This window comes from Cellvibrio sp. GW822-FHT04B05, assembly GCF_058800985.1.
The window spans coordinates 127,142-144,465 of sequence record NZ_JBXAMU010000005.1; the positions used below are offsets into that span (position 1 = coordinate 127,142).

The 17,324-nt window shown below is 46.2% G+C and carries 10 protein-coding genes; 9 read left to right on the top strand and 1 reads right to left on the bottom strand.

The annotated features are described in order from the left end of the window. Positions 1–297: 297 nt before the first annotated feature. The 4 genes from AC1RJL_RS16365 (at position 298) to AC1RJL_RS16380 (ending at position 8,196) form a co-directional block, all read left to right on the top strand. Positions 298–2,367, top strand: a complete 2,070-nt coding sequence (locus AC1RJL_RS16365; RefSeq protein ID WP_492915950.1) for a flagellin N-terminal helical domain-containing protein — start codon at positions 298–300, stop codon at positions 2,365–2,367. Positions 2,368–2,485: 118 nt separating this feature from the next. After that, positions 2,486–5,128, top strand: coding sequence for a CHASE domain-containing protein (locus tag AC1RJL_RS16370; protein WP_492915952.1), 2,643 nt, complete (start codon positions 2,486–2,488; stop codon positions 5,126–5,128). Between the two features lie 174 nt (positions 5,129–5,302). Continuing rightward, the gene (gene fliD / locus AC1RJL_RS16375) at positions 5,303–7,357 is read left to right on the top strand and encodes a flagellar filament capping protein FliD (protein ID WP_492915954.1); all 2,055 of its coding nucleotides are present in this window, start codon (positions 5,303–5,305) and stop codon (positions 7,355–7,357) included. Between the two features lie 149 nt (positions 7,358–7,506). Beyond that, positions 7,507–8,196, top strand: a complete 690-nt coding sequence (locus AC1RJL_RS16380) for an acylneuraminate cytidylyltransferase family protein (RefSeq protein ID WP_492915956.1) — start codon at positions 7,507–7,509, stop codon at positions 8,194–8,196. 25 nt (positions 8,197–8,221) lie between these two features. Here AC1RJL_RS16380 and AC1RJL_RS16385 read toward each other — a convergent pair whose 3' ends face one another. After that, positions 8,222–8,944, bottom strand: coding sequence for an Ivy family c-type lysozyme inhibitor (locus tag AC1RJL_RS16385; RefSeq protein ID WP_492915958.1), 723 nt, complete (start codon positions 8,942–8,944; stop codon positions 8,222–8,224). Positions 8,945–9,220: 276 nt separating this feature from the next. Between AC1RJL_RS16385 and AC1RJL_RS16390 the strand changes: the two genes are divergently transcribed. The 5 genes from AC1RJL_RS16390 to AC1RJL_RS16410 all read left to right on the top strand — a co-directional run bounded on the left by AC1RJL_RS16390 (position 9,221) and on the right by AC1RJL_RS16410 (position 17,271). Continuing rightward, entirely contained in the window at positions 9,221–9,970 is a 750-nt protein-coding gene (locus tag AC1RJL_RS16390) for an electron transfer flavoprotein subunit beta/FixA family protein (RefSeq protein WP_492915960.1), read from the top strand. Beyond that, a complete protein-coding gene (locus AC1RJL_RS16395; RefSeq protein ID WP_492915962.1) occupies positions 9,967–10,926 on the top strand; it encodes an electron transfer flavoprotein subunit alpha/FixB family protein in 960 nt (319 codons plus the stop codon). The genes AC1RJL_RS16390 and AC1RJL_RS16395 overlap by 4 nt, the downstream gene beginning before the upstream one ends. Before the next feature lie 157 nt (positions 10,927–11,083). After that, a complete protein-coding gene (locus tag AC1RJL_RS16400) occupies positions 11,084–11,281 on the top strand; it encodes a DUF2788 domain-containing protein (protein ID WP_492915964.1) in 198 nt (65 codons plus the stop codon). 45 nt (positions 11,282–11,326) lie between these two features. Next, positions 11,327–13,522 (top strand): response regulator, encoded by a 2,196-nt coding sequence (locus tag AC1RJL_RS16405; protein WP_492915965.1) that lies wholly within the window; start codon positions 11,327–11,329, stop codon positions 13,520–13,522. A gap of 224 nt (positions 13,523–13,746) precedes the next feature. Next, entirely contained in the window at positions 13,747–17,271 is a 3,525-nt protein-coding gene (locus tag AC1RJL_RS16410) for a ThuA domain-containing protein (RefSeq protein ID WP_492915967.1), read from the top strand. Positions 17,272–17,324 lie beyond the last annotated feature (53 nt).

Genomic DNA, 17,324 nt, shown 5'->3' on the forward strand with positions numbered 1-17,324 from the left:
TGCAAAAATAAACATGCGATTTACAGAAAATAAGGCGAAGATTTGCGTTTGTTAAAATCCCTTTTCTGTCTTTTATCCTGTCTTGAAAAATCTCCTGAAATTGTATTGGCACGGTCTGTGCAAAAACCGGTTTAGGCGACCCGTATAGAAATCCTGTTGGTAATAAATTTCTTACAAGTCTTGCCACGAAGTTCTCACAGACCGCGCAATTTCGATTGTCGATGTCGCTGGGCTTCATCAGTCGACTTGTCACAGCAAACGCAACTGTGAACAGGAACAATCATTAGGAGATTTATTATGCCTTTAGTCATTAACACGAATGTCGCTTCCTTGAATTCACAGCGTCAATTATTGAATTCAGGCAGCGCATTAGATCGGGCGACCGAGCGTTTATCCTCGGGTCAACGTATTAACTCTGCCAAAGACGATGCTGCCGGTCTGGCGATTTCCAATCGCATGACCTCTCAAATTCGTGGCTTGGACCAAGCCATCCGCAATGCCAACGACGGCGTGTCCCTTATTCAGACAGCGGAAGGTGCGTTGCAGGAAACTACTAACATCCTGCAGCGTATGCGCGAATTGTCTATCCAGTCCGCGAACGGTATTTATTCCAATGCAGACCGCAAAACGCTGGATGCAGAAGTTCAGCAGCTGATTCTGGAGTTGGATCGTATTGCGTCATCTACATCATTCAACGGCCAAAAATTGCTTGATGGTTCGCTCGGTAAAGTTGATTTACAGGTAGGCGCTGATGCCGGCCAAACCATCACGATGAAAATTCCCGCGATGGATGCAAAAACACTCGGTATGGGCTTTGTTGGTGTTGATATGTTGGGTGGTCAGATTGACCTGTCCACACTGTTGATCAATGAAAATGACATCCTGATTAATGGCCAATCCATTGCTAAATCATTGGAGAGTTACAATGGTTATGCATTGGCTGGCCCACCGATTGTTCCCGCCCAAACGCTGGATAAGTTGGTCGACCTGATTAACAAAAACGTACTGGGCATAAATGCCTCAACCTATGCCCAAGCCACAGCGACAGGCGCAGGTACCGGTGTACTGGAAAATGGTCAAAACCTTCAGATTGCAATTACTAAACTGGATGGCACCACAACAACTATTCAGGTAACCAATACCCAAAACCTTAAGGAGTTGGTGGACAAGATAAATACCGAAAGTGGTGGTTTGTTGAATGCTGCCGTTGGTGAAAATAGCAAGCTGAGTATCGCAGGCATCAACGTGGCTGGCTTCACCATCACCGATGGTAGTATTCCAGCCGGTTCTGCTGGTGGTGGCATTGCGGGAACTTATGCGGGGCGTCTGGTTCTGGAATCAGAACACGGTGATCCTATTACAATTACCCGTGGTTCAACGGGAACTCTTGCCCAGTTGGATGCGTTGGGCTTCCGTGAAAATACTGTTCCCGGCCAAATTGAAGGTGTAGGTATTGAAACGCCGAATGTGGCGTGGAATGTTGGTGATCTCACTATCAATGGAACCATTATTTCCAACAAGAACACTGATTCATTAGCGGGTAAAGTAGCTGCAATTAATGCGGCACAAGAAAATACCGGAGTAACAGCGCAAGCATTCGTATCGGCAACGCTGGATTTCGCTACCGCCGATTTGGCGACTATAGCCGGTCCTTTTGAGCTGAATGGTGTTTTGATTGATTTGGGCGCTGCATCGCCGACCAGAACGATTTCTTCCGTGGTTGCGTTATTTAACGCTAATACCAACGCGACGGGTATTTCGGCTAGCTTGTTGGGTACGCGTGTTGTCCTTGAAGGCAGTGCATCATCAATGACATTCAGAGATGGTGCTACCGGCTCGGTGGCTACCGCTTTGGGCGGCGCGCTCCTGGCTCATTCGGATTTCGATAACCATGGTACGCCAGCGGCAGTTGCAGATGGTGATAGCGTCAACGGCGGTATCAAACTGAGCAGTACTAATGGTTCGCCGATTAGTGTGAAGCTAGGTGCAAATGCCGACCCTGATACGCTTGGTTTGTTGGAGTCCAATGTCACCGCAGAAGGTGCATTCGGTACTGCAATTGCATCAATCAGTATTGCTTCGGTTGCCGGTGCCCAAAAAGCGCTGGGTGTGATCGATAATGCATTGGCGACTATTAACGACGCTCGTTCACAGCTGGGTGCTATCAACAACCGTCTGGACTTCACCATGTCTAACCTGGCGAACGTATCAGAAAAAACCTCGGCCTCACGTTCACGTATTGTGGATGCTGACTTCGCTGCTGAAACAGCGGCACTGAGCCGCGCGCAAGTATTGCAGCAGGCAGCCCAGGCGATGTTGGCGCAGTCGAATGCGAGACCTGAGCAGGTGTTGCAGTTGCTCAGATAAGCAGTGTTACTTAACCGTTTGGAAAAACCGCAGCAAGCTGCGGTTTTTTTTGGATTTTTTTAAGTGATCCGGTGCTGCGTCGACTAGGCTTAGATAAATCAAAATCAGGTTTTGCTGCATGTTTACTATCCCGCGTCCAACACCGGCTCTGCTTGTGCTGCGCATTATTATATTGACTCTGGGCTATGTTATCGCTGGACGCTTATCGCTTTTATTGGCAATCCCGCCCGGGTTTGTCTCTGGCATATTTCTTCCTATGGGAATTGCTTTGGGAGCCGTCCTGATTTGGGGGGCGCCCATGTCCATCGGGGTTTTCTTCGGCTCCACACTGCTGAATATATCGATCAGTCCTGCGCCGTCAATTTCCCTTCCTGATGTTTTAGTGGCCGCTGAAATTGCATGCGGTAGTACTCTTGCGAGCCTGACAGGTGCTTTGCTTATCCGTCGCTTTGTGGGTTTCCCTAATAGCCTGACTGACGAACGGAAAATTTTTGCCTTCTTTGCCCTTGGTGGCCCAATTGCTACGAGCATAAGTGCCAGCATTGGTGTGCTGGCACTTTATTTCAATCACATTATTCCTATTGAGCAAATGTTGTATAGCTGGTGGACCTGGTGGATTGGCGATGCCATTGGGGTATTAATCGCAACGCCATTGGTGTGTGTTTTGTTTGCCGAGCCGCGTCATTTTTGGCGCGTGCGACGTCTCACCGTAGGGGTACCATTGGTGGTGAGCAGTTTGATTGTTATTGCTGTATTTATTATGTCGAGCAATAACGAGCAGAAAAAACTTGATGACCAGTTTCAGCAACAAGCACAGCTAGTCAGTGGTGCGGTAGATTCCGGTCTCTCATCGGTTACCTATACATTGGCGACACTGCGTGGTTTGTTCGCTGCTTCTGAATATGTCACGCGCGAAGAATTTTCTTCTTACGTCAAATATGTCATGGTCGAAAAGCAGGGTGTTTCCGGATTTTCATGGAACCAGAGGGTTGCGCATAACGAGCGTATCAACTATGAAAACAGGATGCAGTCAGAAGGTATTGAAAACTTTCATATAAAAGAAAAAAATCCGGATAATTCTTTTATTGTTGCTCCGGAGCGTGCTGAATACATCGTCATTACTTATGTCGAACCCTGGCAAGAGAATGCCATGATTTTGGGCTTTAATGTTGCCTCTGATCCTGTGCGTGAAGAAGCCTTGATCAAGGCGCGTGATACTGGCGCGTTCGCCATGACCAAACCATTACGGCTATTAAATGATGATCAACACTCACCAGGTGTCATTGTATTTTATCCGGTGTATGACAACATGGATACCGCGCAGACTCCTGCTGTCCGACAGCAATCTTTGCTGGGTTATGCAACTGCAATTGTGCGTACCCGCGACTTAATTGACTCGATACTGAAACCTTTTTCGTCGGGGGATTATCACCTCAATATTGTTGATGTTACCGAATCGGCCAGTCCGCAAATATTTTATCGAGCAAGTACGTTTCAAGTGTCGACCTATGCGCAGGAATTGATGTTCCATCGAGAAATATCCGTTGGCGGACGGAAACTGTTAGTGACCGTAAGCCCAACGAAAAAATTTTTAACCGAGCATGTGAGTTTGCAGTCCTGGTTTGTATTGGCTGGTGGATTATTATTTTGCAGTTTGCTGGGCGGGTTTTTGTTGTTAATCAGTGGGCGCACGCAACATATCACCAATTTGGTTGAACAGCGCACCAAGGAGCTGGCTGCTATTTTGGAAAACGCAGTCGAATCCATTCTGGTGGTAGATGAACATGGCATTATCCAAAAAGCCAATCCGGCTGCAGCGCAATTATTTCGCTATCCGCTTATACAATTTACCAATTTGCATATCGCTGATTTGGTTCCAGTGTTACACCATAAATTTATGGGGCAAGGTGATGAATTTAATGCGACTGATGTACGTGAATGTGTGGGGCGTTGTAATGATGGTAGCGATGTGGAAATTGAATTGAGCGTTAGCCCGGTTGCAATCCACGAGCGAAAATTTTTTACCTTCATCATTCATGATGCAACTGCCAAACGTAAAGTAGATCGACTGAAAAGTGAATTTATCTCAACCGTCAGCCACGAGCTGCGCACACCTTTAACATCGATTAAAGGCGCATTGAGTATTGTGACCAGTGGCAGCTTGGGAGAGCTGCCACATAAGATAAAAGATTTGCTGGGTATCGCCAGTAATAATGCCGACCGGCTGACACGACTGGTGAACGATATCCTGGACGTCGATAAGCTTGAGTTTGGCAATGTCCTGTTAACGATAAAACCTGCCGCTATTTATCCACTTCTACAAGAATCCATTGAGCAGAATCTTGGTTATGCCACTCGCTACGGTGTGCAATTGCAAATTGAAATCCCGTCAGATGAAGCTGCCGTAGCAATGGTTAATGTAGATACTGACCGCTTTTTGCAAGTCATGGCCAATTTGCTTTCTAACGCAATCAAATTTTCTTATCTGGATGGTGTTGTGCGTGTACAACTGGTACGCGAAGATCGGCAAGTAAAGGTTTCGGTGAGTGATGAAGGGGAGGGCATGGCAGATGATTTTCGGCAGCGTATTTTCCAAAAGTTCGCCCAGGTTGATTCATCTGATACCCGTCGTCGGGATGGTACCGGACTTGGATTAAGTATCACCAAAGTAATTATTGAGCGTATGGGGGGAAAAATTGATTATCACTCGGTATTGGGAAAGGGTACGACGTTCTATTTTACCTTGCCGTTGGCGGATTAAATCCGCAGGTGTTTATTTGATTTATTAATAATAAAATCAATACATTGGCTTGGTTTGTGCAATTTTCTACATAACGTAAGTTATTTTCTTGAAAAGCGGCAAAACCGGCTAAAGTTTACCCACTGGTTGCCGCTAACCTTTGGCAAGCGGTAATTCATTGGCGTGGAGGTATCCATGGTGAGCAGTACATCGAGTACTACTAACAACAACGCATCGACAGGTTCCAGCATTATCAGTGCTTTGGGGACCGGGTCTGGTATTGATACCAATAAGCTGGCTGATCAGTTGACCGAAGCCAATAAAATGGTACAGGCGCAACGGCTTACCACCAAAAAGACACTGTTGGAAACCCAAATTTCTGATTATGGCTTATTGCGCAGTTCGCTAGCCAAATTGGAAACGGCTGCCGCTGCCTTGGGTAGCGCTGATACATTTAACGCCAAATCCTTGTCGATTCCTGACACTAGCCTGATTGATATTACCAAGCTGGATGCTAAAGCCGTTGCAGGTAGCTACCAATTGAAAGTGGAGCAAGTGGCTCAGTCGCAATCATTAAGTTCCGGAACTTTTGCCTCCACAAGTGCGCCGATTGGTAAAGGCACGCTGGTTATTCGTTTGGGCGATTGGAATTCGGCATTAGACGATTTTACGGTTGACTCCTCAAAAAAAGGGGCGACGATCACTATCGACGATAGCAATAATTCCCTGACCGGTTTGCGCGACGCAATTAACAAAGCCAATATTGGCGCCACCGCTAGTATTGTGAGTGATGGCGGTTCCTATAAATTGCTAATTACATCAAAATCCGGCGCGCAAAATGAAATCGAAATTACGGCGACAGAAGACCCGGATGCACCTGGTCTCGCACGTATGGATTTCAATGAAGCCAGCCGCAATCTCGTCCAGCAGCAAGAGGGAATGGATGCGAAAATACGCATTAACGGTTTGCTGGTTAATCGCGAATCCAACCATATTACCGATATTATTGACGGCCTTGAATTTGATATTTTTAGCAGTTCGCTTACCGAGACCATCAACATCACTATCAGTGAAGATAAGGCAACTGCTGAAACAGTTATCCGCGACTTCGTAATGGCCTATAACACTTTTAAAACAGAAGTTGAGAAATTAGTTGGCTTTAATAATGAAGCGAAAGACTATGGTAGTTTGCATAACGACTCGCTTGCCAAAAGTTTAACTCAAGGTGTGCGTAATATTTTGTCTGCCGCGGTGCCGGGATTGCAAAGTGATTTTAATAGCCTGTCAAATATTGGTATTCGTACCAAGTTAGATGGGTCATTAGAAATCATTACCAATCAGGAGAACGTCGACTTCCGCGCAGCAATTGATAAAAATTTCGATTTGGTTCGCGATATTTTTGTCCCCAAAATATCATCAACTGCGCCTAACATCGAGGTTACCAAATACACTGCCAAGAGCCAGCCAGGCACTTACGATGTGGTCATTACACAGCAACCCAGCAAAGGCAAATTGACTGGGGCAGATGTTGCCCTGACATTTCCTCTTGATACTACAGGCAAAGATTATAGTTTTACCTTTTTGCTTGACGGTGTTACTTCTTCATCCATTACACTGCCTGCAGGAAAAACGTATTCAACTGGCCAGGAGTTAGCTACCGAATTTCAAAGCCTGATTAACCTGGACAGCAATTTCAAAGAAATTAGAACCAGCGTTACCGTATCGTTTGATTCCGGCAAGTTGGCGTTTCAGTCAGATGCCTATGGCAGTGCAAGTAAAGTGGCATTTACTGCAGTTGGTGACGATATGGCTGATTTGGGCCTTGCAGTTGCCGCAGGCACGAACGGCACTGATGTTGGTGGGACTATAGGAGGTGTGGCTGCATTCGGATACGGCAATGTATTGCTGCCTGCAATCGGCAGTAAAGCGGAAGGGTTGAGCATGACTGTGCAGCCTGGTGCAACCTCCGGTTCAATCACCTTCTCGCGCGGGTTTGCAGGAAGCTTGACTGTCCTGATTGATGATTACTTGAAAAGCTCGGGTGTCATTAAAGAACGTGAAACCAATATCAATAAAGATATTAAAAATATAGCTAAGGATGAAGAGGCATTGACGCGCCGTAGCGATGCTTATCGTGCACGCCTTATGGCGCAATTCCAGGCGATGGAAACTATCGTTCGTTCATTAAAATCAACCGGCGACTTCCTGGATGGTATTGTTGATCGCTTGCCATTTACCTCTCAACGTTAATTGAAACCTGTCAGCAGCAACTTGTTGTTGGCGGGTTCATATTCTACATATTGCCTCTTTGATATTAACTGTCGGTCATTTAATGACCTTTTTTTGGTGTTTTGCTATACCCTATACAACATTGACGTTTGTTAAATGTTGGAGGGATTATGCCAAATGTATTTGCGCTCGTACCTGCCCGCGGTGGATCCAAAGGGATCCTGCAGAAAAATATTGCGCCGCTCAATGACCAGCCGCTGATTGCGTATACGCTGAAAGCAGCTGCCGCATCGGGAGTTATCGATGCAACTTATGTATCGTCAGACGACGATCAAATCCTCGCAGTTGCCCATTATTATGGAGCGGAGCGCTTAAAACGCGATCCACATTTGGCGCGTGATGAATCCCCCATTGATCCAGTCGTTGCAGAATTTATCCACCGCCAAAAACTCATGGGAAAAGATATTATTGTCTTGCTGCTTCCGACCTCACCCTTGCGCACGGCAACACATATTACTGAAGCCCTGGCTGAGTTTCGTGATTTTCCAACCTGTCACAGTCTTATCAGCGTATATGAAATTAATAATCAGTTGATGAAAGCCTATGTGGGCGGAGGAGAATTTTTGCAGCCGCTTGGCGGTGCGCATTCGTCGTATATGCGGCGTCAGGATTTACCGTCACTTTACATGCCAAATAATGCAATTACGATATTTAAAGTGGATGACTTTTTGCGTGAAGAAAAAATTCCACGCACCCATGAAATTCCCTATTTAATGTCATTTCACGACAGTCTGGACATTGATACGCAAGACGATCTGGAGTTGGCGGAAAAACGCCTAAATAAAAACAGGGCAGAGTAATCAGTTTCTGCCCTGTTATTGTTGATCAGTTGCCCTTCAATTCTGTTGTCTCTTTCTTTAGGGCTTCATCCAACTCCGACTGCTCCTGATCGATCAGGTTATTCAATTCCGGTGTTGTTTTTTTCGCTTTGGTTTTGGCTTTTTCGACAGAGTTTTTAGTCGCATCATCGACTTTTTTATTTAGATTTTCTGATACCGCTTCAATCGGGTTGTCGACAATTTTTTTCACATCTGATAATGCTTTTTGTTGCTCATCCAGCACTTTTTTAGCGGCCTGAGCTTGATCATAAGCAGCCTGCAGTTGTTTTGGTAGCACGGGCGTAATTGCCTCTTTTGCTCCTTCAATTTGCTCCGAAAAAATTTCCGGGGTGCCGTCTTTAATTAGCATTACCGCCATTTGGTTGGTGTCAGCATTCCAGACCATCGCTGCTTTGTCGGTAATTGCCTGAACTTGCGGCGGGGCATAACGCGATGCAACATAAAACAATGCGCCTTCTTGTTGAATCTCCTGCGCGGTGCGTAGCAATTTCATAGTGGGCTCGTATTTATCGCCCAGAATCGCCGTCATACGGTCTTTCACCATGGGGGTTTCGAATAGATTGACTTCATTCGGGTCAAACCCAACCAACGGCTTAAGAAATGACCACATCAATTTGCTTTGCAATTGGTTGCCGATTAGCAGCGATGAAACACAGGCAGTCAGGAAAATACAAATAACGACAACAGCAGCAGGTTTGGTAATTCGCATAAACAATCCGTTCAACAGTGGGGCTAATGTTACAGGTCGGCAGTTTACGCAATGCTACCGGTGACGTACACCTTGTTGTGGGTGTAGGGGATGTTATTTAGCGCGCCAATTTTGCGTTTCTTGATGAGAATAGCGCTTATGTTGTCTGGAGAGTGAGGGCGGATATGTGTTTGAATGGCATCTCTATCGGCCATCAAGTTAGTCGTTAGCGCTGAAAATCTGAAGTTCGAATAATAACGGGAAGGTTTTTCATCTTTTCATCACAAGGAAAGCGTCTTGAAAATAGTTGTAGCAATCAAACGTGTTGTGGACCATAGCGTCCGTGTACACCCCCTGCCCGATGGCAGTGGTATGGATATCACCAATGCCAAAATGGCAATGAATCCCTTCTGTGAGATCGCTGTTGAAGCGGCAGTGCACCTGAAAGAACAAGGATTTGCCAGTGAGATCGTGGTCGTCAGCATTGGCTCCAGCACAGTACAGGAACAGTTGCGTAGCGCTTTGGCACTTGGTGCTGATCGCGCCATCCATGTCCAAACTGAAGAATCCCTCGAGCCTCTCGCTCTGGCGAAAGTACTGCGTGCGCTTGTCCAGCAAGAGCAACCGCAACTGGTGCTGCTGGGCAAACAATCAATTGATGGTGACCACAATCAGACCGGGCAGATGCTGGCAGCGCTTTGTGGCTATTCGCAAGGCACTTTTGCCTCGAAAATTAACTGCAAAGGTGATGAGTTATGGGTAACCCGTGAATTGGACAGCGGTTTACAGACTGTGGCACTTACACTTCCTGCGGTAATTACTACCGATTTACGGCTTAACCAACCGCGTTTTCCCACCATGCCCAATATTATAAAGGCGCGCCAAAAGCCATTAGTGATAATACCCTTGTCTGATTTTGGGTTGGCGCTACAGCCACGCTTGCAAACCCTTTCAATCGAGTCGCCCAAAACGCGCAAGCAAGGTGTAATCGTTCATAGCGCGGCTGAGCTTATTGAGAAATTACGGCAGGAGGCCAAGATATTATGAGTCAGCTAAAAAACTCGTCTGTATTGATGTTGGTGGAGCAGGATAATAATGGTTTCAGTGACGTTAACTTAAAAGTCATGGGAGCTATTGCTTGCCTGCAAGAGTTCGTGGCGTTGGATGTGGATTTGTTGGTTATCGGTAAGGATTGTGCCGGTTCGGTGGCAATGGCAGCTCGAGTACCGGGAATCCGGCAGGTATTGGTTGCCGATGCGGATAGCTGCGCGCATCAGCTGGCGGAGGATCTCATCCCATGGCTTGTGGAATTCGCGCAGAATTATGCCTATATCGTGGTGGGAGCTACCACCTACGGTAAAAATTTGCTGCCGGGGGTAGGAGCTTTAATGGATATCCAGCCCATTACTGATGTGGTTTCTATCGAATCAGCCTCAATATTCAAGCGCCCTATATACGCGGGCAGCGCCCTTGCATGCATGGCGACAGATCAGCCTGTAAAACTGTTAAGTGTCAGGGGGAGTGCCTTCGCGGCAGTTGAATTAGGCGAAGCATCTGCACCTATTGTCAGTGTTGCTCCACCTCAAGCCCGCGCCATCAGTCGATTTATCTGCCAGGATGCAGTTGCACGTGATCGTCCTGAATTAACGGCCGCGCGTATAGTAGTTTCCGGTGGGCGCGGCGTGCAAAACAGCGAAAACTTCCAGTTGCTATATCAGCTTGCCGATAAGCTGGGTGCTGCCGTTGGCGCTTCACGCGCCGCAGTTGATGCCGGTTTTGTCGGTAATGATTTGCAGGTCGGCCAGACGGGTAAGATAGTTGCACCGGAGTTGTATATCGCGGTAGGCCTATCAGGAGCGGTGCAGCACCTTGCGGGAATGCGCGAGTCGCGCATAGTGGTTGCGATCAACAACGATCCAGAGGCTGCCATCTTTCAAGTTGCCGACTATGGATTGGTTGCGGATTTGTTTGAGGCGGTGCCCGAACTGCTGGCCCAGCTATAGTTGACCTAACCCCATCATCCCAAGCCGCGCTATCCAGCGGCTTTTTCTTCTGTACAGCAAGCGATTAACGCCACCTTTCAATCCGGCTTTTCGCCGGGATTTTCGCTACAATGCCGCCCCAATTATTCTTTTCTTTCACTTGTAGGCTTAATTGAAAATGACTCTCGAACAATTTGAAAGCTGGGCTATGTATCTCTGTGGCGGTGGTTTGATTATTTTTATGTTTTTTATCGTGTGGGATCTGGCTAAAAAATCCAAAGCAGGCAAATTCGGTACTTTTATTCTTTTTGGGGTTTTGGGTTTTGCAATCATGGTTTTTGTGATTAAAGAGGTCTTTGTGCATTTGCTCGGCTAGGCTATGTAGAGATCACTATTTCACCAGAACCACTTTGGAACCACTATGTTTCATTTTTTTGTCCCCACAACCAAGGTTCAAAAAGATCGCGCGATTATGCGTGAAACCGATGCGCGAGTTGCCAAGTACAGTCGCCGTGGTTTAATTCTGAATTTTATTGTTTTCATCCTATGTCTTGCTTTCGGTAAATTTCAGGAAAAAGAGCATGATCTCGCCATAGTCCTGGTAACCGGTTTGCTACTGGTGACACTGGTTCGCAGTTATTATCTTTTTCGTTTCGATAGCCTCTATGCACGTGCGCCTGCGCGTTGGCGCAACCAATACTTTTTCGCGTCTTGTCTCGGTGCCGCCTGGTGGAGTGTCATTCTCGTCACCTTGACCTGGGTGCAAGGCATGCGAGGCGAAACCCTGGTGATGTGGCTTTACTCGGTCGTATTTTATTCGAGCGTCTCCAACGTTTTTGCTCCCTATCGCCACTTTCTCAGTTTATATCTCGCCATCGGCCAAATACCTGCCGCTCTTACTGCCATTCTTCTTGGAACTCCCGAGGGCATTTTATACGGCAGTATAATGCTGGTGTTTTACATCATGTTGAGCCATCAGGGCAAGGTGACATCGCTTGCCTACTGGGAGCGATTGGAAGCGCATTATTCATTGCGTGAGCGCGCCCAGGGTTTGGAAAATGAAAAACGGAGTTCGCAAGCGCAAATTGAATTAAAAAATGAATTCCTGGTGAATTTAGGGCAAGAGATCCGCTCATCAATCAGCGATGTAATGAGTACCTTATCGTTGATTGATGACAGCCAATTATCAGAGCATCACCGCGAATTACTGGCGACTGCAAATAAAGCGACGGGGCGGCAGATTGATTTGGTGAATAACGTTGTCGACTTTTCCAAGATCACCACCAAGACTTTGGTGTTGGATGAAGTTGAATTTGATTTGCGTCGCGCTTTGGAAAAGTTTGTCCAGGATTTTACTCTGGATGCACACCAGCAAGGTATTGAACTCTATTACATGTTCGATCCGAATATGCCGTCGCGTGTCAAAGGCGATGTGGCACGCTTGAATCAGATTCTTGCAACCTTGCTTAACCACACATTAAAAGCCAGCCGTATTGAGCATGTTTATATCGAAGCGCGTTTTCACCAGGAGCAAGATGATTTTGGTGAGTTGCAGGTCATCATTAGTGACAACGAAAAAAACGTTGCCGGTGAAAATGATCCGGAGGCACGTGAAAGTAATTTGAAAGGCATCGGCTTGTCCATATGCAAAGGTTTGGCTGAATGCATGGGTGGTAGCATTCACCTCCGCGAAAATAGAAATCGCGGTAATCGCATTTTTATTAACGTTGCCTTGCAAGTCGTTTCGCATGAAGAGCGCCGCTTCGGATCTGAGCAAAAATTACGTGGTAAGCGCGCATTATTGGTGGATTTGCCGGATAGCAATGCCAATGCGCTCGCCGATGAAATTTCAGCTTGGGGTATGAGTACGGTAATTGTTACAGGCCAGTCGCAAGTGGTGGGCAAGTTGCAAGAACAGGTTAGCGCGGGTGAACCATTTGATTTAGTGTTGATATTTACCAAACTCAATAATATGAATGGCTTGGCACTTTCACGTGAAATTGTTGCGCATCCGGATATTGGCAATGTAAAACAAATTATTGCGATGAGTATTTTGCAGAGCGATAGCCCGGAGATGAAATTACATCTGCGCAGCAATCCGCAAGTGTGCGTCATCGAGAAGCCAATCATGCGCAAACGCTTGCATGATGTTGCCATGCAAAAACTGTTAAGCCTCAATATTGATGAAGAGCGCAAGCTTCACGATAAAGAACATCAGGGTGCTGCGGCAATCCCACGGGTGTTGTTGGTTGAAGATCATCGGGTAGATCAAATGGTGATTAGCGCGATGTTGAAGAAACTGGGATGCTACGTGCAAATAGCACAAGATGGGCTGGAAGCGGTCGAAATCGTGGAGAAAGAGCGCTTTGATCTGGTGCTCATGGACTACGATATGAAAGAGGAAGAGAGCATAGTCGCAGCGCAAAAAATCCGTGTTTATGAGCGCGCAACTCACAGTCTCCGGCACTTACCGATAGTTGCAGTAACCGCAACGCAAAATGAGGCTGACCATAGTGCCTATCTGGCAGCAGGAATGGATGATCATATTAGCAAACCGATTCGCTACGATGACTTGGAAAGCCGACTGCAACGTTGGTTGGAAAAATCCCGCGGCTAGTGCAGTTTCGATCAGGCGCGAAAAGAAGCGTTTATAAGCGTAAACCTACAGGCGCAAGCAAAATGCCGCTGATATTATCAGCGGCATTTTCATTTTCAGGGATGTGCTTTTTCCTTCGACCGGTTCTATAGTTTTAATACGTGTTGGTCGGGTATCACTTCTACTAAAAAAAACCTACAAAAACGTCTAGAAAACCACTCATAAATACAGCAAAAGGTTCGGTAATGGGCAACTTTCCTCAGCAATTAATCAAACAAGTGCAATGGCTTCCGCTGTTGGCAGCACTTTTTATGCTCGCCGGGTGTGGGCAGGGTACATCAGAATCAGCAACAGCTCCGGCTTCTGCGGAAACAGTTATGTCCGCAGGGCAGAATCAGGGGATTGCCGATGCTAAAATTTTGGTATTTAGCAAAACTGCTGGTTGGCGCCACGACTCGATCCCGGCAGGTATTGCTGCCTTTGAAAAACTGGCAAAAGAAAATCAGTTTACAGTCACTACAACCGAAGATGCGGCGTTGTTTACTGACGCCGAATTAAGTCAATTTAATGCAATCGTTTTTTTAAATACCACGCTTAATGTGCTTGATGAAAATCAGGAATTGGCGATGGAGCGATACATACAAGCGGGCGGTGGATTTGTTGGGATTCACGCGGCGGCCGATACCGAGTGGGAAGGCGATTGGTTTTGGTATCGCAATTTGGTCGGAGCTGTTTTTAAAAACCATCCCGATAACCCCAGTAATGTGCAGCAAGCGACGGTTAATATCATTGATAAAAATCACCTCTCTACCGCAAAACTGCCGGATAGCATCAGTTTGGCCGATGAATGGTACAACTATCGCGATGTATATGAATTTATCAACGTCGTTGCCAAAGTAGATGAGTCAACTTATCAAGGCGGCGAGCACAATCACGATCACCCCATTTCGTGGTACCACGATTACGATGGTGGCCGCGCGTTTTACACTGGCTTGGGACACACCAGTGAAGTGTTTTCCAATCCTGAGTTTCTCCGGCACCTGCTTGGCGGAATGACGTATGCCGTTGGTTTAAATCATCGCACCGGCTTCAAGCCGTATCTGGATTACACCAAGTCTCGTCCCGAAAATAATCGCTTTATTAAAAAAACCTTGGTTGACAATTTAAACGAGCCGGTGAAGCTGGCGTTCTTTCCTAACGGCGATGCGCTGATTGCGTTGCGCCCTGGTGCGTTTAATCGCGTCGATTACAAGACGGGGCAAACCAGTGATGCAGGCAAGTTACTAAATGTTGCTTACGATAAGTTTCTTGAGTGGGGTTTGGTGGGTGTAGCAGTTGATCCCGGGTTTGAAAAAAATCAGCAAATTTTCGCTGCATTCACGATTAAAGATGACGAAGGTAATTTTCATCAGCGGCTATCAAGTTTTCAATGGCGTAATAATCAGGTAGATCCCGCTTCCGAACAAAAAATCCTGCAATATGCTATCGATAAAAATTGCTGCCATACCGGAGGCGATTTGCAGTTTGGTAATAATGGCGAATTGTTTTTCTCTACTGGCGACAATACCAATCCACACGATCAGGATGGTTATGCTCCGGTCGATTTCCGTAAGGATATGAAAAAGAATGATGGATTGCGTGGCGCGGGTAACACCAATGACTTGCGCGGAAAAGTGTTGCGGATAATTCCTAAAGCCAATGGGGGCTATGATATTCCGGCAGGTAATTTATTTGCTGATGCAGCACAAGGGCGTCCCGAGATTTACGTAATGGGTGCACGCAACCCTTACAGTATTACTTTTGATCAACGTACCAACACCCTGTTTTTTGGCGATGTCGGCCCGGATGCAAGCAATGATTCTGATGAGAAAGGGCCGCGTGGTTACGATGAAGTTAATCGTGTAACTGCACCGGGCAATTTTGGCTGGCCATTAGTGATTGGACAAAATCACGCCTACAACCAATATGATTACGTCGAGAAAAAATCAGGTGCTTTTGTCGATGTGAATAATCCCGTTAACAATTCACCAAATAACACTGGCGCAAAACAATTGCCACCGGCACAGCCGGCATTTATTGCTTATCCTTACGGTATTTCTGATGTATTTCCTGAAATGGGGACTGGTGGTCGCACGGCGCTAGTGGCTGATGTATATCGTTCAGCGGATTACCCGGCATCAGTAAATCGTTATCCTGATTATTATGATAATAAATTATTTATTCTCGATTTTATGCGTGCCTGGGTGAAAGCCGTGACGTTTGATGAGCAGGGGCGCATTAAAAAAATTGAACCTTTTGCCCCGCAAATTAATTACGCACTACCAATTGATGCGCGTTTTGCACCCGATGGTACTTTGTATGTTCTCGAATATGGAATGTCATGGTTCACCGGTAACCCGGACGCACGGCTAGCGCGGATTGAATACGTTGGTGCAGGCAATCGTCCTCCGGTTGCTGAAATTACGCTGGAGAAAACCCAATTTGGTGTTCCGGCAAAAATTCACGCATCAGCAAAAAAATCAGTTGATCCGGATGGTGATAAAATTACCTACGCATGGAAGTTGCATTGTGCGGATGCATCCTGTCCCGAGCGTCCGTTGGGTGACGATATTGAATTGAATCTGGAGTTGGATAAGGCGGGCAAATACAATCTGGAGTTGGCAGTAACAGATGTTCAGGGTGCTAAGTCACTTTTCACTGCGCCACTTGAAATTGGCAACGAACCGCCAGTAATTACTTTCTCTACCACGCAAAACCAATCGTTTTTCTGGGCTGATACCAAGCAGTTTAGTTATTCCTTTGCCGTTAGCGATCAGGAGGATGGAGTAATTTCCAGGATAGAAAATGGTAATCCGCTGGTTACTTTCGCCTATGTAGAGCCCGAGAAAAAATCAGCTCCAGGACATCAAACTGCAAATTTAATTGATCAAGGTAAAGCGCTGGTTGATGCTAATAATTGCCTGGCTTGCCATAAGCTGGATGAAAAAATGGTTGGCCCGGCATTCCGTGATGTTGCTAAAAAATATCAAAAAGATTCCGCAGCGCTTGCATATCTGGTGAATAAAATCGGTAATGGTGGTGCGGGAGTTTGGGGGGAAATGAATATGCCTGCGTTCTCTGGTTTAAGCGAAACTGAACGTACAGCACTGGCGACTTATGTGTTATCGCTTACTGTGGATCATTCGCCTAAAGGTTTGGCATTGTCCGGTATTGTTGACCTTGAATCTCATCAAAAAAATTCGGCGGCAGTGGGTTCGAATAAACCTTACTCGGTAAATGGTGAGGCTTATATTTTTACCGCTAAATATACGGATAAGGGCGCAAATAAGTTAGCTCCCATAGCAGTGACTGAGCAAATCAAACTAATTCCGCCGCGTTTGGATTTCGATAGTGTATTTAATGCTGCATCGGCAACGAAAGAAACCAGGCAAGATACTTACAATGGAGTTAAAACGATTAAAATACTTGGCAGTGAAGAAGTCTCAGGATTTGGAATTGGTCGCTATGATTTAACCTCAATAAAATCGGTAAAAATCGGAGCGCTTTTTTTTAAAGAGACAACCAAGTGGTTGGTAGAGATTCGTCGCGACAATGCTGAGGGCGAGGTGATTGGCTCAGGTACAATTTCACCTTCCGGCTTAAAAACCTATGATCGCAGCAGTATTACCCTTAAGAGCACCCGCGGTTTCACCGAGTTATACATCAAAGTAAAACCCGAGCAAAAAACAACTGCGGAGGTACGCTTACAGGATATTAGTTTCGAAAAATAAAACCGGTTTGCGTAAAGGATTACGCAAATTGCAGGTATAAAAAACCCGCTTTC